Source organism: Pseudomonadota bacterium (assembly GCA_027620075.1).
Lineage (GTDB): Bacteria > Pseudomonadota > Alphaproteobacteria > Rickettsiales > UBA6187 > 1-14-0-20-39-49.
In genome coordinates this window covers 117720-134733 of sequence record JAQCEY010000004.1, presented here as the reverse complement: position 1 = coordinate 134733, position 17014 = coordinate 117720, and the positions used below count along the sequence as shown (strand labels likewise).

General features: G+C 39.0%; 17 protein-coding genes and 1 tRNA gene. 11 read left to right on the top strand and 7 right to left on the bottom strand.

Features of this window, described 5'->3' with window-relative positions:
• Positions 1–3: 3 nt before the first annotated feature.
• From O2942_07590 to O2942_07575, 4 genes are all read right to left on the bottom strand, one after another.
• A complete protein-coding gene (locus O2942_07590) occupies positions 4–387 on the bottom strand; it encodes a hypothetical protein (protein MDA0782111.1) in 384 nt (127 codons plus the stop codon).
• Between the two features lie 108 nt (positions 388–495).
• The gene (locus O2942_07585) at positions 496–1773 is read right to left on the bottom strand and encodes an HlyC/CorC family transporter (protein ID MDA0782110.1); all 1278 of its coding nucleotides are present in this window, start codon (positions 1771–1773) and stop codon (positions 496–498) included.
• A gap of 86 nt (positions 1774–1859) precedes the next feature.
• Positions 1860–2975, bottom strand: a complete 1116-nt coding sequence (gene aroB, locus O2942_07580) for a 3-dehydroquinate synthase (protein MDA0782109.1) — start codon at positions 2973–2975, stop codon at positions 1860–1862.
• Positions 2947–3483 carry a shikimate kinase gene (locus tag O2942_07575; protein MDA0782108.1) on the bottom strand — a complete coding sequence of 179 codons (537 nt, stop codon included), beginning with the start codon at positions 3481–3483 and terminating at the stop codon, positions 2947–2949. Before O2942_07575 ends, aroB begins: the two co-directional genes overlap by 29 nt.
• A 149-nt stretch (positions 3484–3632) precedes the next feature.
• Between O2942_07575 and O2942_07570 the strand changes: the two genes are divergently transcribed.
• The 5 genes from O2942_07570 to O2942_07550 all read left to right on the top strand — a co-directional run bounded on the left by O2942_07570 (position 3633) and on the right by O2942_07550 (position 8890).
• The gene (locus O2942_07570) at positions 3633–3770 is read left to right on the top strand and encodes a hypothetical protein (protein ID MDA0782107.1); all 138 of its coding nucleotides are present in this window, start codon (positions 3633–3635) and stop codon (positions 3768–3770) included.
• A 7-nt stretch (positions 3771–3777) separates the two neighbouring features.
• Positions 3778–4896, top strand: coding sequence for a hypothetical protein (locus O2942_07565; GenBank protein MDA0782106.1), 1119 nt, complete (start codon positions 3778–3780; stop codon positions 4894–4896).
• Positions 4897–5125: 229 nt separating this feature from the next.
• Positions 5126–6070, top strand: coding sequence for a site-specific tyrosine recombinase XerD (gene xerD / locus O2942_07560; protein ID MDA0782105.1), 945 nt, complete (start codon positions 5126–5128; stop codon positions 6068–6070).
• Positions 6071–6150: 80 nt separating this feature from the next.
• Positions 6151–6663 carry an RNA polymerase sigma factor gene (locus O2942_07555; protein ID MDA0782104.1) on the top strand — a complete coding sequence of 171 codons (513 nt, stop codon included), beginning with the start codon at positions 6151–6153 and terminating at the stop codon, positions 6661–6663.
• 76 nt (positions 6664–6739) lie between these two features.
• Positions 6740–8890: a VWA domain-containing protein gene (locus O2942_07550; protein ID MDA0782103.1), complete on the top strand. Its 2151-nt coding sequence runs from the start codon at positions 6740–6742 to the stop codon at positions 8888–8890.
• 467 nt (positions 8891–9357) lie between these two features.
• Here the strand turns inward: O2942_07550 and lpxB are convergent, their stop codons facing one another.
• The 3 genes from lpxB to O2942_07535 all read right to left on the bottom strand — a co-directional run bounded on the left by lpxB (position 9358) and on the right by O2942_07535 (position 11302).
• Positions 9358–10575, bottom strand: coding sequence for a lipid-A-disaccharide synthase (gene lpxB / locus O2942_07545; GenBank protein ID MDA0782102.1), 1218 nt, complete (start codon positions 10573–10575; stop codon positions 9358–9360).
• Positions 10576–10730: 155 nt separating this feature from the next.
• Positions 10731–11045, bottom strand: coding sequence for a Grx4 family monothiol glutaredoxin (grxD, locus tag O2942_07540; GenBank protein ID MDA0782101.1), 315 nt, complete (start codon positions 11043–11045; stop codon positions 10731–10733).
• Positions 11046–11068: 23 nt separating this feature from the next.
• A complete protein-coding gene (locus O2942_07535; GenBank protein ID MDA0782100.1) occupies positions 11069–11302 on the bottom strand; it encodes a BolA/IbaG family iron-sulfur metabolism protein in 234 nt (77 codons plus the stop codon).
• 98 nt (positions 11303–11400) lie between these two features.
• Between O2942_07535 and proB the strand changes: the two genes are divergently transcribed.
• The 6 genes from proB (at position 11401) to O2942_07505 (ending at position 16960) form a co-directional block, all read left to right on the top strand.
• Positions 11401–12519 (top strand): glutamate 5-kinase, encoded by a 1119-nt coding sequence (gene proB, locus O2942_07530; protein ID MDA0782099.1) that lies wholly within the window; start codon positions 11401–11403, stop codon positions 12517–12519.
• A 224-nt stretch (positions 12520–12743) separates the two neighbouring features.
• Positions 12744–14018 (top strand): glutamate-5-semialdehyde dehydrogenase, encoded by a 1275-nt coding sequence (locus O2942_07525; GenBank protein ID MDA0782098.1) that lies wholly within the window; start codon positions 12744–12746, stop codon positions 14016–14018.
• 81 nt (positions 14019–14099) lie between these two features.
• Positions 14100–15881: a class I poly(R)-hydroxyalkanoic acid synthase gene (phaC, locus tag O2942_07520; protein ID MDA0782097.1), complete on the top strand. Its 1782-nt coding sequence runs from the start codon at positions 14100–14102 to the stop codon at positions 15879–15881.
• A 13-nt stretch (positions 15882–15894) separates the two neighbouring features.
• Positions 15895–16308 (top strand): hypothetical protein, encoded by a 414-nt coding sequence (locus O2942_07515; protein MDA0782096.1) that lies wholly within the window; start codon positions 15895–15897, stop codon positions 16306–16308.
• A 175-nt stretch (positions 16309–16483) separates the two neighbouring features.
• Positions 16484–16786: a hypothetical protein gene (locus O2942_07510; protein MDA0782095.1), complete on the top strand. Its 303-nt coding sequence runs from the start codon at positions 16484–16486 to the stop codon at positions 16784–16786.
• 97 nt (positions 16787–16883) lie between these two features.
• A tRNA-His gene (locus O2942_07505) sits at positions 16884–16960 on the top strand.
• Positions 16961–17014 lie beyond the last annotated feature (54 nt).

Sequence of the window (17014 nt, the reverse complement as noted above, 5' to 3'; positions counted from 1 at the left end):
GTCTCAACTAACAGATAACCCTTTTCCCGGTCCATTTTTGTCCCTATCATCTTCCCGCTTTTTCCAACTTCTTTTAACCTCTTCATGTTCAGGCGGATCTATATCCATTTTGTATCCTGAATCGGTTTTTCTTCTTTTTGCAGAAGGTTCTTCGATACCTGATTCGCCAAGAGTATCAGCTAGTTGATCAATTGCGGCATATTGGTCGGAAGTCCTTTTTCTGATTTCAACCGTACCCTGACTTACGCCTGCCGTAGCACCCCTTCTTTGAAATCTTCTAGTACCTTCACGCCCGGCATTCCGCTGTGCGGTATCAGGAGTTGCTTCGCCATACCCTAAATCTTCTATCGTTGTTTTCCCCGAATCGCCGTCTTTTTCTTTGCTCATGTTTTACCCTCGGAAATTAAATAATTAACTTTTTAACAAAGATGCATGTTAGCATTAAATTCGTGACAAAGCAACTATATTAACCTCAGATATGAATTAGACTCCGGATTACTTACCTTTTTTCTTCGGCAGTTTACTTACCACTAGGCTGGTTATCTGGTTGTTCTTTTTGCGATCTATTTTGAACTTAACGCCGTAGAACTGAAATTCCTGCCCTATTTCCGGTATTGACTCGGATTCATGTATTATAAGACCTGCCATAGTGTTCGCCTCTTCATCAGGCAAGTTCCAGTCAAGCCTTCTGTTTACGTCCCTTATGGAAGTATCCCCTTTTATACGGTAGCTACCGTCAGGCATTTTCTTTGCTATAGAGGTTATATCATCATGTTCGTCGTCAATCTGCCCTACTATTTCCTCTAACACATCTTCCAGCGTTATCAACCCCACCAACGCACCGTATTCATCTACCACCATTGCGATATGGTTTCTTTTTACACGGAACTGGTGCAACTGATTACTTAGTGTATTTGTTTCGGGGACAAACCATGGTTTGTTAGCTATTTCAAGAATATCTATTTTTTCAATATCACCGTCATAGCCCCTAAGCGATTTCAATAATGCTTTAGTATGCAATACACCGACAATATTATCCGACTTTTTCTGCCATAACGGGATTCTTGTAAAGCTGCTATCGAGAACTTTTGTTATGATTTCAGAAGGAGACTCATCAATATCTATCGAGTATATGTTTTTTCTATGTATCATCACTTCCTCAACCTCTAAAGCCGCCAGATCAAGAACGCTACTTAGCATATCTTTTTCACGCTTTATCATCTTGCCTTCTTTATGGTGCAGGTCGATAGTTCCCCTTATCTCATCGGAAGCCTCAAGGTCTTCTTCCCCGTCTTTAGTGACTCCCATCATTTTCATCAACAGATCGACCGTTTTCTGTACGCTCTTGGTGATAGGGGATAATATTTTGACCAGTACAATAAGCGGTCTTGCAACAAATAGTGCAACTTTCTCGGCATTATAAAACGCATATGTTTTAGGCAATACTTCGGCAAATACCAGCACCATCATGGTCATTATTATAGTTACATATACTACACCCTGCTCACCGAAATATTTTATAGCAAGACTTGTAGCAAGAGCAGATGCCAGAATATTTACGGCATTATTACCTAGCAGTATCGTACCTATAAGCCCGTCCTTATCGTCCCTTAACTTACTTACAAGAGCAGCACGCTTATCACCGCCGGTTTTAAGTTTATGTATTTTTGCTCTGGAAGCTGCGGTCAGACCCGTTTCGGAACCTGAAAAGAACCCCGACATCAGAAGAAGCAGAAAGATAGACAAAAGAGGAAATATTAAGTCAGGATCCATTATTTTTAATTATTATAGTGTTTTTTATAATTTCTATACAGAAATTATCGGTATTTTAAAATAGATATATTTTTTTACCGGCAAATTTATTTAGCAACACCCAAAATAAATCCGATAGTATCATTAACTATATTAGCATCAACATTTTTTTCAATAAATGAATCACCGATTCCTTTTGCCAGAATAAAAACCATTTTTCCGCCACTGACTTTTTTATCCTGAGCCATAGATTTCATCATTCGGGATATATCCCAGTTTTCCTTAATATCAAGAGGAGATATTGGCAACCCTGCTCTTGATAAATGCCCCGTTACCAGCTCTACGTCCTGTTTATCGCACAGCCCCATTTTATATGACATGGTAAAAGCCATAACCATGCCTATGGCAACCGCCTCACCATGTACTAACGATCCGTCATATCCTGCCTGCTGTTCAAGAGCGTGTCCGAAAGTATGACCGAGGTTCAGCAACGCACGCTTTCCCCCTTCCCTTTCATCTTCGGCAACTATTTTAGCTTTTGCCTGACAGCTTTTATATATTATATATTTTAATGCCTCTTCATCTTTTGTCTTAATTTTATCAAGGTTTTCGTCCAGCCATTTGAAAAACTTCCTGTCATTTATAAGACCGTATTTAACAACCTCGGCATAACCTGCAAGCAGCTCCCTTTCCGGAAGACTGTTTAACGTATCTATATCTATAAGAACAAGTTTAGGCTGGTAAAAGCTTCCTACAAGATTTTTACCGAACTTATTGTTAATACCTGTTTTGCCGCCTACCGAGCTATCAACCTGCGATAATAATGTAGTCGGTATCTGGATAAAGTTTACGCCCCTAAGCAGAATACTTGCAGCAAAGCCCGTAAGGTCACCGACAACACCTCCACCGAGTGCTATCAGGGTAACATTACGCTCAGGTGCGGTAGAAAAAATATTATCCAGCAATGTCTCAAGACCTGAAAAACTCTTTGAAGCTTCACCCGCATTAATGCGTATAGTGTTTACCTTGGAACCCGCTCCCAGTGAAAGCTCCACCTTCTGTGCATATTCTTGCGGTATGTTATCGTCTGTAACAATTACAAAATGTTTATGCTTTACGACTTTAGAGATAAACTTGCCTGCTTTTTCAAGTATATTATTACCGATGATTATCTCATAGCTTCTTTTGCCAAGATCAACATTCAGCTTTTTCAAGTCTTCCACTTAATCCCTCAATAATTTTATTTACCACATCTTCATGTACGCTATCTGAGCTATCTACCGTTATATCAGCCTCTTCGTATATCGGACAGCGTTTATCCATTAATTCTTGTAATATTTTTCCCTTATCGCCGTTTTCGAGCAAAGGTCTTGTATTTTTTCTGGCAACTCGCTCAAGCAGAACATCATAATCAGCCCTTATATAAACCGATATGCCGAGTTTTTTTATAAGCTGACGGGTATTATAGTTCATGAACGCCCCTCCGCCCGTAGCAAGGATACATAATTTTGAATTCAACACGTCCTCTATAGCCTGCCTTTCCTTTTTCCTAAAATAATCCTCGCCGTATCTTTCAAATATCTCGTTTACCGACATTTTTTCATTTTCTTCTATCAGATTATCCAGATCGACAAAAGGCATTTCCGCAGCTATGGCAAGCCTCGACCCTATAGCGGTCTTACCGCACCCCATCATACCCACTAAAACCACCGACCTTTTCAAGTCTAACATATTTTTCAAACCTTAATTTCCTTATATATAGAAAAGCATCGCCATAAATTTATAATGTACAAACTTAAGATAATTTAGCTACGGCATTGACAATGCCGTAATAAAGTGAAAAATAACATAAAAGATAACAATCACAAGGGGAATATATTATGTCACTTACTAAGAACCTTATCATAATTGCTATACTGGCAGGGCTGACGGTTGGTTTTGTATTATTGTCGCAAGCTACCGCTCCAAAGACGGAAACTATTACAAAAACCTATAGCTATGAAAAATTTGCTCAGTAAATTAAACTTGAGGATTATTCTACTGATAATTACCGCCCTATTACAGGCGGGCATAGCTAATGCCCGAAATGAGCCTATAAGGGTAAAGGATATAAAAGAGATATCCCTTGACGAGATAGGGGTTTTGGACGGTAATAGCGGTGGATTAATGAAGCATATCTGGCATGAGAGCAACCGTTCTTTCATGGAAAGCCTGCTGGTAACTATGCCGGTTAAAGCCGAACCGGAAATCATGAAAAAACTTAGTAAGCTCCTGCTGCTTTCTACTGCCACCCCTCCCCACTCCGATAAAAACATAGTATCTTCAGTTTTCGATATAAAAATAAAGAAGCTGGCACTTATGGGCGATTATAATAATATTTACCGTATGTTAAGTCAGGTGCCGGATTCAAGGCTTACAGAGGAAATGCACCGCATTTACGTAATATCGTTTTTCATTGCAAACCAATATATAAAAGGCTGCGATGAGTCGGAAAATTACTTAAAGAAATATCCGGCGGTTTTCTGGTCAAAGCTTCGGGTAGTATGCAACGCATATAACGACAAGCAAAATAATGTTGATTTTGATATAAAGCTGCTCAAAGAACAGGGGCATGAACTTGAGAACGAATATCAAGACGTAGTTGATCTGTTTTTAAAGAAACAACCTGACAAAGCAAAAGAGGAATGGTCAAAAATAGCAATAAAAGAGGCACTTACCTTTCCCTCCATTACCACGGTTTTCCCTAATCCGCAATATTTACTTAGATCACCGCTTGACAAACAGCTTGTACTAAAATGGCTTGATAAGAACAAAAAGGAAACGTCCGATGAGGCTAAATTAATTTCGGCTATATCGGTGTTTGCCGATATTGATGCACTGGGTACACAAATATCTATAGATATCTGGCGGCAGTTCATTATGTACGCTCTTTCAAAAGAACTACAAATACCCGATTATGCAGCTTACAGGCTGTTAAAACAAACACCGAGCGACGGGGAAAGGATACTGACTATTTTGCATATACTCGATAGGGAAGATATAAAAACAATACCGCAATATCTTTTTGCACAAATGATATATTCATTGAACAAAATGGGCTTCAAGCGTGAGGCTGTTTGGCTAGCACAGCAACGGTTAATATAGTAATATAAATTACTGTAACTAATTAACTATAGGAACCTCTGCAAAAGGAGTAAGGAGTTATAAAATTTAGTCCCTTCTCCCTTTGGGAGAAGGTTAGGATGAGGGAGAGGACTTTCAATAAAAACAAAGACTTGCTATTAAAATTCTTATTTTTAATTTCCCTCACCCCAACCCTCTCCCTAAGGGAGAGGGAGTAGTTTGTACACTTTTGCAGAGGCTTCTATAAAAAATGTCAAAAAACAAAATTATGAACGACTATTATATTGAATCATTTTTAGAAATGATGCTGGCAGAAAAAGGAGCCTCAAAGAACACTATTGACTCTTACCGCAGGGATTTGTCAGAGTTATACGGCTTCCTAAAAAACCGTAAGATACAAACCGAGAATGCCACAACGTCAGATATACGAGAGTTTTTCGAGCATCTGGCAAATTTCACTCCCTCTCCCGGCACTCTTGCCAGAAAATTATCCAGCATAAAGCAGTTTTATAAATTCCTGCTAAATGACGGGACGATTGACAAGAACCCGGCTCTTGTTATCGACTCTCCGAAGCTTCACAAGAAAATCCCTAAATATCTAAATGAAACGGAAGTGGAAATATTGATTCAAACGGCTCATAAGGATAAGTCGGCGGAAGGAATACGCCTTACCGCCTTGCTTGAAACACTATACGCATCGGGTATGCGTGTAACGGAGCTTGTTTCACTGAAAACCGGCAATCTGCAAATAATGTTAAAGGACAACAAGGCATCTTTACGCAATTACCTAATAATAAAAGGCAAGGGCAACAAGGAGCGGCTGGTTCCGTTGGGCAAGCCGGCAATTAAGGCCTTGGAAGCATATCTTGATATAAGGGATATGTTCACCGCCGATAAATTCAACACTTTCCTGTTCCCGTCATCATCAAAAGAGGGTTATCTTACACGCCAGCGTTTTCATCAATTATTAAAAGAGCTGGCAACAAAAGCAACTCTTGATAAGGAAAAAGTATCACCGCATATACTCAGGCATTCCTTCGCCAGCCACCTGTTAAACGGAGGTGCTAACCTGAAGGTAGTTCAGGAATTGCTGGGACATAGCGACATATCAACAACACAGATATACACACATATATTGAATCAGCGATTAAAGGACATAGTAAACGAAAACCATCCGTTGGCACAGGTGAAATAAAAAATGCTACCTATTTAAAAAACTATGTGTTACAAAAAACTTGTATAGTGTTTCCACTTCATTCAACAGCCTAAAAATAGATGCAGTCAGACGAGCTTAATCTTATCAAAAAAGCTATAAATGGTGACAGAGAGTCATTTTCCGCCTTAATTGAATCTTATTATGATATGATATTCCGCATTGCTTATAAATGGTGCGGCAACAGGGAAGATGCCGAAGATATCGCACAAGAATCATGCATCAAGATAGCTCAATCTCTATCGGGCTTCAAAATGGAGTCAAAATTTTCCAGTTGGATATACAGGGTAGTGATAAACACGGCTAACGACCTGTACCGCAAGAAAAAATACGCCGTTAGCGATGTTATTGAGGAAATAGAATCCGACGAAGCCGATGCTACGGAAATAATTTACTGCAAACAATTATGGCAAACGGTGCATAAATTGCCCGATAGTCAGCGTAATGCCGTTTTGCTTGTATATTCGGAAGGTCTTAACCACAATGAGGCAGCAGAAGTTATGCAATGTGCAGAAAGTACCGTTTCATGGCATATTATGGAGGCAAAAAAAACTTTAAAACAAATGATGAAATAAACCCAAGGATTTGCGGGTTTATTACGTCATATTAATACGGCAGAAAATTTAATAATAAAATATTCGATTAAAGAACATGCAGGATAACGAATTAAAACAGTTAGAAAAGATAAGGATAGCTAAAGCCTCAAAAGAGGCTAAGGCTAAGGCATTATCTGCCGCTATGGACGCATTTGACGAGGAAAATTCTGCTATTGCAAAAAATAATCAAAAAAATTCCCAAGGTTTTTCCGACTCATTCCGTCCTATAGATAATATCAAACAAAATATATGGAGTACCATCATGAAAAAACAACTTATAGTCGGAACGGCTTTAGCAGGAGTATTAGCAGTTTTAATTGCCCCTGCGGTTCTCAAACAAACAAAACCTTTTGATACCGAAAGATTAGAAGAAAATAGAGTAATACAATCAGATCCTGTAAAACCTTCCGAAATATCAGGCAGGAATACGGGAGGCGTTACCGCTCAAGGCATGGGTCAGGTTGTAGACGATATCAAAGAGGAAGCTCCCGATATAGACGGCTTTGTAGATGCCATACCGGAAAACATGCTAGAAGCGGAATCTATTGAAGATGATTTTGCTTCAATAGAAAGCGGTGATATGGTCGAATCCGGTATTATTCCACAACAAGCCCCACAAGCCGCCGCTATCGCACCATCAAGCAATAACTTTCAAAAAAGGTCGGCATATGATGCAAAAGTAACCGCAGAGCGTGCAATCGCTCCATACCCATACCCTATGCCCGTACCGCATCCGGGGGACGCACCGAGATTTGTAGAGCCGCAAAATAATGACAAATTCTCAAATCCTGATCAAAACCCTGTCAAAAAGGTATCGCAAGAGCCTGTATCTACAATATCGGTAGATGTTGATACGGCTTCATATTCATATGTAAGAAGGACATTAAATAGCGGCAGAACCGTGCATAAAGGTTCGGTACGTGTTGAAGAGCTGATAAATTATTTTGACTATAAATATCCGTACCCCGAAACTTCTACAACCCCTTTCAAGCCTACTATGTCGATATATCCTACCCCATGGAACGAGGAAACTAAGTTACTTCACATCGGTATCAAGGGCTATGATATAGTAAGTGATGCAAAGCCACGTTCTAATCTGGTTTTCCTGATAGATGTTTCAGGCTCTATGAATTCTCCCGACAAATTACCTCTCTTGAAAAACGCCTTCCGTATGATGGTAAATAATCTTGATGATAATGACGTAGTATCAATCGTTACATATGCAGGCTATGTGGGAACTGCTTTAGAGCCTACTCCCGTATCGCAAAAAGAAAAGATATTTGCCGCACTTGAAAATTTAAATTCAGGAGGCTCAACAGCCGGTGCTCAAGGAATACAGCAAGCATATAATTTAGCCGAACGCAACTTTGACAAAGAAGGTGTTAACCGCATTATCCTTGCCACAGACGGCGACTTCAATGTAGGAATGAGCAGCAATGAGGACTTGAAAAGACTTATCGAAGATAAGCGTAAAAGCGGTATTTTCCTTTCTATACTTGGCTTTGGACAAGGTAACTATAATGACGCACTAATGCAAACCCTTGCACAAAACGGCAACGGCAACGCAGCTTATATAGACAATCTGAATGAAGCCCAAAAAGTCTTGGTTGACGAGGCAAGCTCAACATTATTCCCTATCGCAAAGGACGTTAAGATACAGATTGAGTTCAACCCTAACCTTGTTTCGGAATATCGCCTTATCGGTTACGAAACCCGTATCCTACAACGTGAGGACTTCAACAACGACAAGGTAGACGCAGGTGATATCGGCTCAGGTCATACCGTAACGGCTATATATGAGATAACTCCCAAAGGCAGTAAGGCACAAATGATTGATGACCTTCGCTATCAAAAACCGGCTAAAGTTGAGGAAAGCACCGATAGCAACATAAGTGAAGATAACTCAAATGAGTATGCATTCTTAAAAATGCGTTATAAGCTTCCGAATCAGGATAGCAGCTCATTAGTTCAGTTCCCTGTTACTAAAGATATAGAGTTTGATAGTGTTGAAAAAACATCTAACGAGGTTCGCTTTGCAACGGCAGTTGCGGCATTCGGTCAAAAGATACGCAATGAAAACTTTATAGGATCATTCACATATGATGATATTATCAATCTTGCGACAGGCTCAACCGGAGAAGATAAATTCGGTCGCCGTAGCGAATTTATAAATCTGGTAAGACTAGCCAAATCATTGAATAACTAAATATAAAAACACAACATAATGCTTTAATATACAATCTCCGCCTCTGTGCGGGGATTGTATATTGTTTAAACTTTTTAAGAATCATAGGCGACCGAGACGATGTGTATAAAACATACATGAGTCGAAGGTCAAAGCATGATTATTGAAAACTATAGCGTTTCTAATTTTTAATAATAATGTCATCCCCCGAATTTTCGTAGAAAATTATAGGGGGATCTGTTTTAATTGACAGAAGATCCCCGCACGGAAGCGGGGATGACAATTTTCAATAAATTTTGGAAATACTATAGTCTATTGTATGGAAATGATTTGGAAGATAAGATGCGTTCTTTATAAGACCTCTACATAATACGTCATCGCCTGAATTTGTGAAACAAATTATAGGGCGATTCTGGTGAGATTACCCTATAATTGCCTTTGGCAATTCCGGTAATGACGAGTTTTATTTGCATTATGCAGAGGTCTTTTTATTGCCGTAATATCGCCAGTATTGTATCGGCAGCCTTTCTGCTTGGGTTTTCAGGTTCACCCAAGCCCATTATTTTCAGGGCTTCCAAGCCCCTTACTATTTGTAGGTCTTTTAGTTTATAATCGTCCGATATTTTATCAACGGATTGCGATATCAAATAAGGCGTGCAGAAATTTTGCAAGAATTCAGGTATTATCTCCTCATCTAAAATAAGGTTGATAAGATTTGCATATTTTATTTTTACTAAAGATTTTATGATACGATAGGATATATAGTTTACTTTGTAGCCTATAACCATAGGGCAGCCTGCCAGCGCCACTTCAAGTGAGCCGGTTCCTGATTTTACTATTGCAACAGATGCGGCTTTGTATGATGCGTATTTATCCTCATCATTATCTACAACTATTGTTTTTATCTTAGAAGATGCAACCATATGCTCGACTTCCTCTTTCAAAGAAGGGATAGTGGGTATTACCATAACCGGATTTTCCACCCTTGCCAACAGGCTGACCGCCTCTATAAATATAGGTAATAATCTATGCACCTCTCCTTTACGGCTACCGGGCATAACCGATATTAAGGTCTCATTATCGGCTATGGCGTATTTTTGTTTGAAGGCATCACCGTTTTGCGGGAACTTTGTTTCCACTATAGGGTGTCCGATATAGGTGCATGGTAGTCCTACCTCATCAAAATAAGGCGGTTCAAAGGGGAGTATCACAAGCAGGTGGTCAAACAGTTTTGCGAATTTTTCAGCACGTTTGGGCTTGTATGCCCAGACTGTGGGGGCTACATAATGCACCAGCTTTCCGTTAAAAGGTTGAAATATGATAGGCTCTCTTTGTTTTTTCTTTGAAAGAATTTTCTTTACGATTTTCTCCAAGCCATCTTCACCGAAGCGAAGGCGTTTTGCTATGCGTGTGGTGAAACCGGGAGAATCTATAGTAATTACAATATCGGGCTGTTTTGCATATATATCGGCTATAGTATCATCTATGCGGTCAAGGATATTCCCTAAATGCGGCAATATTTCGGCAAATCCCATAATTGATATTTCCGACATATCGAACAGGCTTTTAAAGCCTGTTACGCCCATTTTTTCTCCGCCGATGCCGTAAAATTCTATAGGTTGTGGCGATGCGGCTTTTAGTTGTTCTATCAACTTAGCCCCGTATATATCGCCTGATGCCTCGCCTGCTATTATGTATATTTTCATTTCATATACCGTAAACTGTAATTTAGAAAGCATTCACTAAACATAGACAATATAGACAAATTAATTTCAAATTTACTATATTTTTTATAAATCGGATAAATTTGCAATAAGAAAATTACTTTTCGTTCCGGAGTATTCAATAGCGGAATTGTGTATTACGCCTTCAACAATTCCTGCAACTCGCCCTCTTCATACATTTCTTTGACTATATCGCAGCCGCCGATAAACTCGCCTTTTACATATAGTTGCGGTATGGTAGGCCAGTCACTGAATTGTTTTATCCCTTCACGCAAGGCAGGGTCAAGCAGAACGTTTATGTCCTTAAACTCTACATTCAGCTTTTGTAATAGATTGACTACTAAGGCAGAAAAGCCGCATTGCGGGAATTTTGCCGTGCCTTTCATAAATAATACCACATTGTTGTTATCTATTTCGTCCTGAATAGCTTTAAATACCGGATTATCTGACATTTTTTCCTCTTCCATTCTGATTGTTATTTTTTCACTTTCGTTTTTAACTGCATTGCATGCAATTCACCGCCCATTTTACCTTTTAATGCTTCATATACGGTTTTATGTTGTTTGATTCTCGTTTGCCCTTCAAAGGCTGACGATTCTATTTCAACAGACCAGTGGTCATTATCTCCGGCAAGGTCGGTTATCCTGATATTTGCATCGGGAAATGCGTCTTTTATCAAACTTTCTAAAATATTTTGTTCCAAAGGCATGAAGTTACTTATTTTTAATACTTAATAATCTTGAAATTAGTTTGATTTTATATACTATATTCAAGCTATGGTAAAGATTTTTAGGAATTATAATTAAAATGGAATTAAAAAACGCTAAACGTGTTGTTATTAAGATAGGTTCATCTCTATTAATAGACAAAAAGCAAAGCGGCATACGGCACAAATGGCTTAAGAGCCTTGTGGACGATATCGTAGACTTAAGAAAAAGGAATATAGATGTTGTTATAGTAACATCAGGAGCCGTAGCACTCGGCAAAAAATACATAAAATTCAAAAAAGCGGTATTGACGCTAGAGGAAAAGCAAGCTGCCGCCGCATGCGGACAAACAGACCTCTCACGAAACTACCAGCGTTATTTTAACGATAAAAAAATACAGACCGCTCAATTGCTTCTAACAATTTTTGACTCCGAAAACCGCAGAAACTACCTAAACGCCAAAAATACAATCGAAACTTTGCTTGAAAACAAGGTGTTGCCTATAATTAACGAGAACGACACCGTTGCAACTCACGGGCTTAGGTTCGGTGATAATGACAGGCTGGCAGCAAGGGTATCTCAGATGATAGGTGCTAATTACCTTATATTATTTTCGGATATTGACGGGCTTTATACTGCTAATCCGAATATTGACGAAAGTGCCGTACATATTGATGAGGTCGATGAGATAGACGAGCGTATCGAGGCAATGGCAGGCGGCAGTAGTTCTACCGTAGGCTCAGGCGGAATGGTAACCAAGATAGCCGCTGCAAAAATAGCCATGATGTGCGGCTGTAATATGATACTGGCAAAGGGATTTGATATGAACCCTGTTAAAAAACTATTTGAAGGGGGCAGACACACTTTATTCATATCGAAGGAAAACCCTCTAAATGCCAGAAAACGCTGGATTGCCAGCAGCCTTAGCCCTTCAGGGGAAATTATAATAGATGCAGGAGCTGTAAGGGCTTTACACGCAGGGAAAAGCCTGTTACCGGCAGGGGTCATAGATGTTTTAGGTGAATTTGACCGTGGTGACGCAGTTGAAATAAAGAATTCAAAAATGGAGCGGATAGGAATAGGAATAACGGCTTATTCCTCATCTGACGCACATATGATAAAAGGTCATCAAAGTCAGGAAATAGAGCATATAGTAGGCTTTAGCGGACGTAATGACTTAATCCACGCAAATGATTTAGTGGTAGATGATAAAAATTAAACGTAAAATTGTAGTATTTTTACTTTTCAATAAATTAATTGGCATTGCTAATTAATTTAATTTTACGTCATTACCCGAATTTTGTGTAACAAAATTCGGGTAATCCGGTTCAAATTGCCGGAGATCCCCCTATAATTTTCTACGAAAATTCGGGGGATGACAGCATTTTTGAAAATTAAAAACACTACAATTACCTAGTAAAATATAATATTATGGGAAAAGGTATGAAATCAATGCAAAAAAGTTCTGACAATATCGCTAACCTTATGGAAAAAATCGGTAAAAATGCAAAAGCGGCGGCTTCGGTTATTGCCAATGCATCTACACAAGACAAGAACAAGGCACTTACCGAAATAGCAAAATCATTACGCACCCGCAAGAATGACATAATTGCCGCAAATAAGCTTGATGTTGACGAGGGAATAAAAAAAGGACTTGATAAGGCGATGGTTGACCGCCTTGCATTAGATGAAAAACGTATTGAAGCTATGGCATCGGGATTAGAGGCTATAGCGGAACTTGCCGACCCTGTAGGCAAGGAACTTGCCAACTGGGACAGACCTAGCGGTTTGAATATCTTGCGTGTAAGTGTTCCGCTTGGGGTTATAGGAATTATATACGAATCACGCCCTAATGTTACGGCTGACGCAGGTGCATTGTGCATAAAGTCGGGTAATGCCGCAATATTACGTGGCGGCTCGGAAAGCTTTAATTCATCAAACCTGATAGTTGAATGTATCCGTTTAGGTTTAAAAGCTGCCGGATTGCCTGAGGATATTGTTCAGATTGTCCCTACGACCGACCGTGAGGCGGTGGGCGAATTATTGACTATGACCGATTACGTTGATGTGATAGTACCTCGTGGCGGTAAAGGCTTATGCAAGCGTGTTCAAGATGAAAGCAAAGTGCCTACACTGCAACATCTGGACGGCAACTGCCATATATATGTGCATGAAAGTGCCGATATTGATATTGCATTAAAGGTTATAAAAAATGCCAAGCTACGCAGGACGGGAATTTGCGGTGCGGCAGAATCACTTGTAGTTGACAAGGCTATTGCCGATAAGATAATAACTCGTATATGCGACGCTCTTGAATCATGCGAAGTGCGTGGGGACTCTGATGCATGTGCTATTGACTCGAGAATAAAACCGGCAAATGAAGAAGACTGGGATACCGAATATCTTGATTCTATCATCTCATTAAAGGTTATTGATAATCTGCAAGATGCAATTGCTTTTGTAAATAAACACTCGTCAGGTCATACCGATGCGATAATCGCAAGTGAAGATAATGCGTCCACCGAGTTCTTAAACAGAATTGATAGTGCTATAGTTATGCTAAATACCTCTACCCAATTTGCCGATGGCGGAGAGTTCGGTATGGGAGCAGAAATAGGCATTTCCACAGGAAGGCTACATGCCAGAGGACCTGTCGGTGTCGAGCAGTTAACTACATATAAATATGTGGTTAAAAGCAATGGCTCTATAAGAGCGTAATACAAATTGCATTGCTGGATTTATTAAAATATGTAGATATAATAAAAGCAAATTATTTTTAATTACTTCACAGGGGTTATAATGGCTAAAAACAAGGACGAGTATAACGTTGAAGATTATATCAACAGCTTTGCAAAGGTAGTTGAATTATACGGCGTTTCGCTACAGAAAGCGATTGAGAACTCTGAAAGCAATAACAACTCTCCGGCTGCATTTCAGACTATGCCGAAAGTGTGGCAGGAGTTAATGGCAAAATTAATGGAAGACCCTGACAAGCTATATGAAAAACAGCTTGATCTATGTGCCGATTATATGAAAATCTGGGGCAATGCGTGGAATCGTTATATAGGTCATGATGAACAGCCTCTTTACCCCGCAGACCCGAAAGATAAGAGGTTTAAGGACGAAACATGGAATCGTGATCTGACGTTCGATTTTATCAAGCAGTCCTATGTACTTACCAATAAATGGCTTCATGATATCGTAAGTGACATTAAAGGAGTTGATAAGAAAACCCTTGAGAAATTCGATTTTTATACAAGGCAGTTTGCCGATGCTATGTGTCCTAGCAATTTTGCTTTCACCAACCCTCTTGTTATCCGTGAAACCATTGAAACAAAGGGTGAAAATCTGAAAAAAGGTCTTGAGAATCTGATAAATGATTTAGAAAAAAGCAAAAATTTCCTTAATATAAGCACGGCTAAAAAAGATGCTTTTAAAATAGGCGAAAATATTGCATGTACTAAAGGCAAAGTGGTATATAAAAACGACCTTATTGAGTTGATACAATACGAACCTACCTGCAAAAAAGTATATAAGACACCGCTTCTTATTATACCTGCTTGGATAAATAAATATTACATACTGGACCTTTCTCCTGAAACTTCCTTTGTAAAGTGGATAGTAGATCAGGGCTATACGGTGTTCATGATATCATGGATAAACCCTACCGAGAAACAGGCACATAAGAAATTTGAAGATTATATGCTGGAAGGGCCGTTAGCTGCAATTGACGCTATTGAGAAAGCTACAGGTGAACAACAGGTAAATGCCATGGCATATTGCTTGGGGGGAACTTTACTTGCCTGTACGCTGGCATATTTAAAATCGAAAAAACAAGCACCGATAAAATCTGCCACATTCCTTACTACAATGGTTGATTTCGGTGATGTCGGTGACATGTCGGTATTTATTGACGAACAACAAATAGATGCAATTGAGGAGCAAATGCGTAAGAACGGTTTCTTGGACGGTTCGGAGATATCGGCAATGTTCAGTTCCATACGTGCTAATGATTTGATATGGTCGTTCGTTGTGAATAACTATCTGCTCGGGCGTGACCCGATGCCGTTTGACATATTATACTGGAACGCAGATTCAACAAGGCTGCCAGCCGATACTCATAGTTTCTATTTAAGAAATATGTACTTAAAGAATAAGTTAAAGAAACCTAACGCTCTAAAACTTGACGGCGTTCCGATAGATGTCACTAAGATAGATACGCCTACCTACCTTCTTGCGACTCAGGAAGACCATATAGCCCCTTGGAAAACATGCTATGAATCGGTAAATCTGTTTTCAGGCGAAAATAATTTCGTACTGGCAGGCTCCGGTCACGTAGCAGGGGTTATTAATCACCCTGACAAAAACAAATACGGCTACTATGTTAACTCCAAAAAAGACAAAGACTCGCAAAAATGGTTAGAGAGTGCGAAACAACATGACGGCTCATGGTGGACAAACTGGGAGAAGTGGAACAGTTCTTATTCAGGTCAAAAGGTTGAAGCTGTAAAACCGGGTTCGGGCAAGCTAAAAACTATTGAAGATGCTCCCGGTTCATATATAAAGGTTAATAGTATATAATATAGGAACAAAAATGACACCATCGGAAGCATATTCATTATTATTCGTTGATAGCTTTACAGTTATGCTTTTAATTCCTCTAAAATATATTTTTATATTTGAGGTAATGAAGATATTCGGCACATACAACCCTTATTTGGTATGCGCCATAGCCTCCTTTGGTTTTGCTATAGCCTCTATTGCAAACTGGGGGTTAGGTAAAATGGTACAAAAGGCTTTCAACTTTGAACCTGAAGCTGAAAAGGCTGTTAAACTAATTAATTTCCTAAAGAAAAACGACGTTATAATATTAAGCTTATCAGTAATACCGTTTGCTGGCTCAGTTATCACAACAGCTTACGGAGCTATTGGTGGCAAATTCACAAAAATTGTGCCAACAGTATTCATTGCTCATTTCATTTATTTTTACATATACTACTCATTGTAGATAATCCTCCGAGATATTCACTATGTTACATAAAAAAAGCAAGAAAGAGATAATTATAATCAGTATTTATTTTTGTTTTTTAGTTTTTTTTGCTTTAGCATATACTTTCATTAAAATATTCCCCTCAGAACTTTTTCATGCACTAATAATTTTCTCAACATTCGTTGCAACTTATATGTTAGCATTTTACTTCACCCCAAAAGAAAAAACGGAATACACTGAATATTTAAAAAGCCGCGTCGGAAAAGTAATGATAGTTGATGAAGGCGGATTAAAAAAAGATAGTTATGGCAAGATCCGAAATCAGGAGCAATCAAACACAGATGATTTTCATAAAATGTCAAAATGGGATAGACTATCATATTTTGCGAGCATCTCTTATGACAATAATGTAGATTTTATAAAAGAAGGAGAAAAAGTTGTGGTGGTTAGCGTACGAGAAAAAGATAAATGTCTAATGTGTAAAAACTCCTCTTAAAATAAACAATTATATGATACATATAATTTACTTAATATAAAACTTGACGAATAACTAATATTAATCTAGTTTTCGCCTTCTTATCCTTACAGATATGGCGGACGTAGCTCAGTTGGTTAGAGCACCAGTTTGTGGTACTGGGGGTCGCCGGTTCGAGACCGGTCGTCCGCCCCATTTTTTAAATTATACAATAGCCGAAGACTTTTGACAATGTCGTTACGGTCGGAC

Excerpts from the sequence above, each read along its gene's own strand:
- O2942_07590 (MDA0782111.1), bottom strand. The coding sequence starts at position 387 with ATGAGCAAAGAAAAAGACGGCGATTCGGGGAAAACAACGATAGAAGAT.
- O2942_07585 (MDA0782110.1), bottom strand. The coding sequence starts at position 1,773 with ATGGATCCTGACTTAATATTTCCTCTTTTGTCTATCTTTCTGCTTCTT.
- O2942_07575 (MDA0782108.1), bottom strand. The coding sequence starts at position 3,483 with ATGTTAGACTTGAAAAGGTCGGTGGTTTTAGTGGGTATGATGGGGTGC.
- O2942_07570 (MDA0782107.1), top strand. The coding sequence starts at position 3,633 with ATGTCACTTACTAAGAACCTTATCATAATTGCTATACTGGCAGGGCTG.
- xerD (MDA0782105.1), top strand. The coding sequence starts at position 5,126 with ATGTCAAAAAACAAAATTATGAACGACTATTATATTGAATCATTTTTA.
- O2942_07555 (MDA0782104.1), top strand. The coding sequence starts at position 6,151 with ATGCAGTCAGACGAGCTTAATCTTATCAAAAAAGCTATAAATGGTGAC.
- O2942_07550 (MDA0782103.1), top strand. The coding sequence starts at position 6,740 with ATGCAGGATAACGAATTAAAACAGTTAGAAAAGATAAGGATAGCTAAA.
- lpxB (MDA0782102.1), bottom strand. The coding sequence starts at position 10,575 with ATGAAAATATACATAATAGCAGGCGAGGCATCAGGCGATATATACGGG.
- grxD (MDA0782101.1), bottom strand. The coding sequence starts at position 11,045 with ATGTCAGATAATCCGGTATTTAAAGCTATTCAGGACGAAATAGATAAC.
- O2942_07535 (MDA0782100.1), bottom strand. The coding sequence starts at position 11,302 with ATGCCTTTGGAACAAAATATTTTAGAAAGTTTGATAAAAGACGCATTT.
- proB (MDA0782099.1), top strand. The coding sequence starts at position 11,401 with ATGGAATTAAAAAACGCTAAACGTGTTGTTATTAAGATAGGTTCATCT.
- O2942_07525 (MDA0782098.1), top strand. The coding sequence starts at position 12,744 with ATGAAATCAATGCAAAAAAGTTCTGACAATATCGCTAACCTTATGGAA.
- phaC (MDA0782097.1), top strand. The coding sequence starts at position 14,100 with ATGGCTAAAAACAAGGACGAGTATAACGTTGAAGATTATATCAACAGC.
- O2942_07515 (MDA0782096.1), top strand. The coding sequence starts at position 15,895 with ATGACACCATCGGAAGCATATTCATTATTATTCGTTGATAGCTTTACA.
- O2942_07510 (MDA0782095.1), top strand. The coding sequence starts at position 16,484 with ATGTTAGCATTTTACTTCACCCCAAAAGAAAAAACGGAATACACTGAA.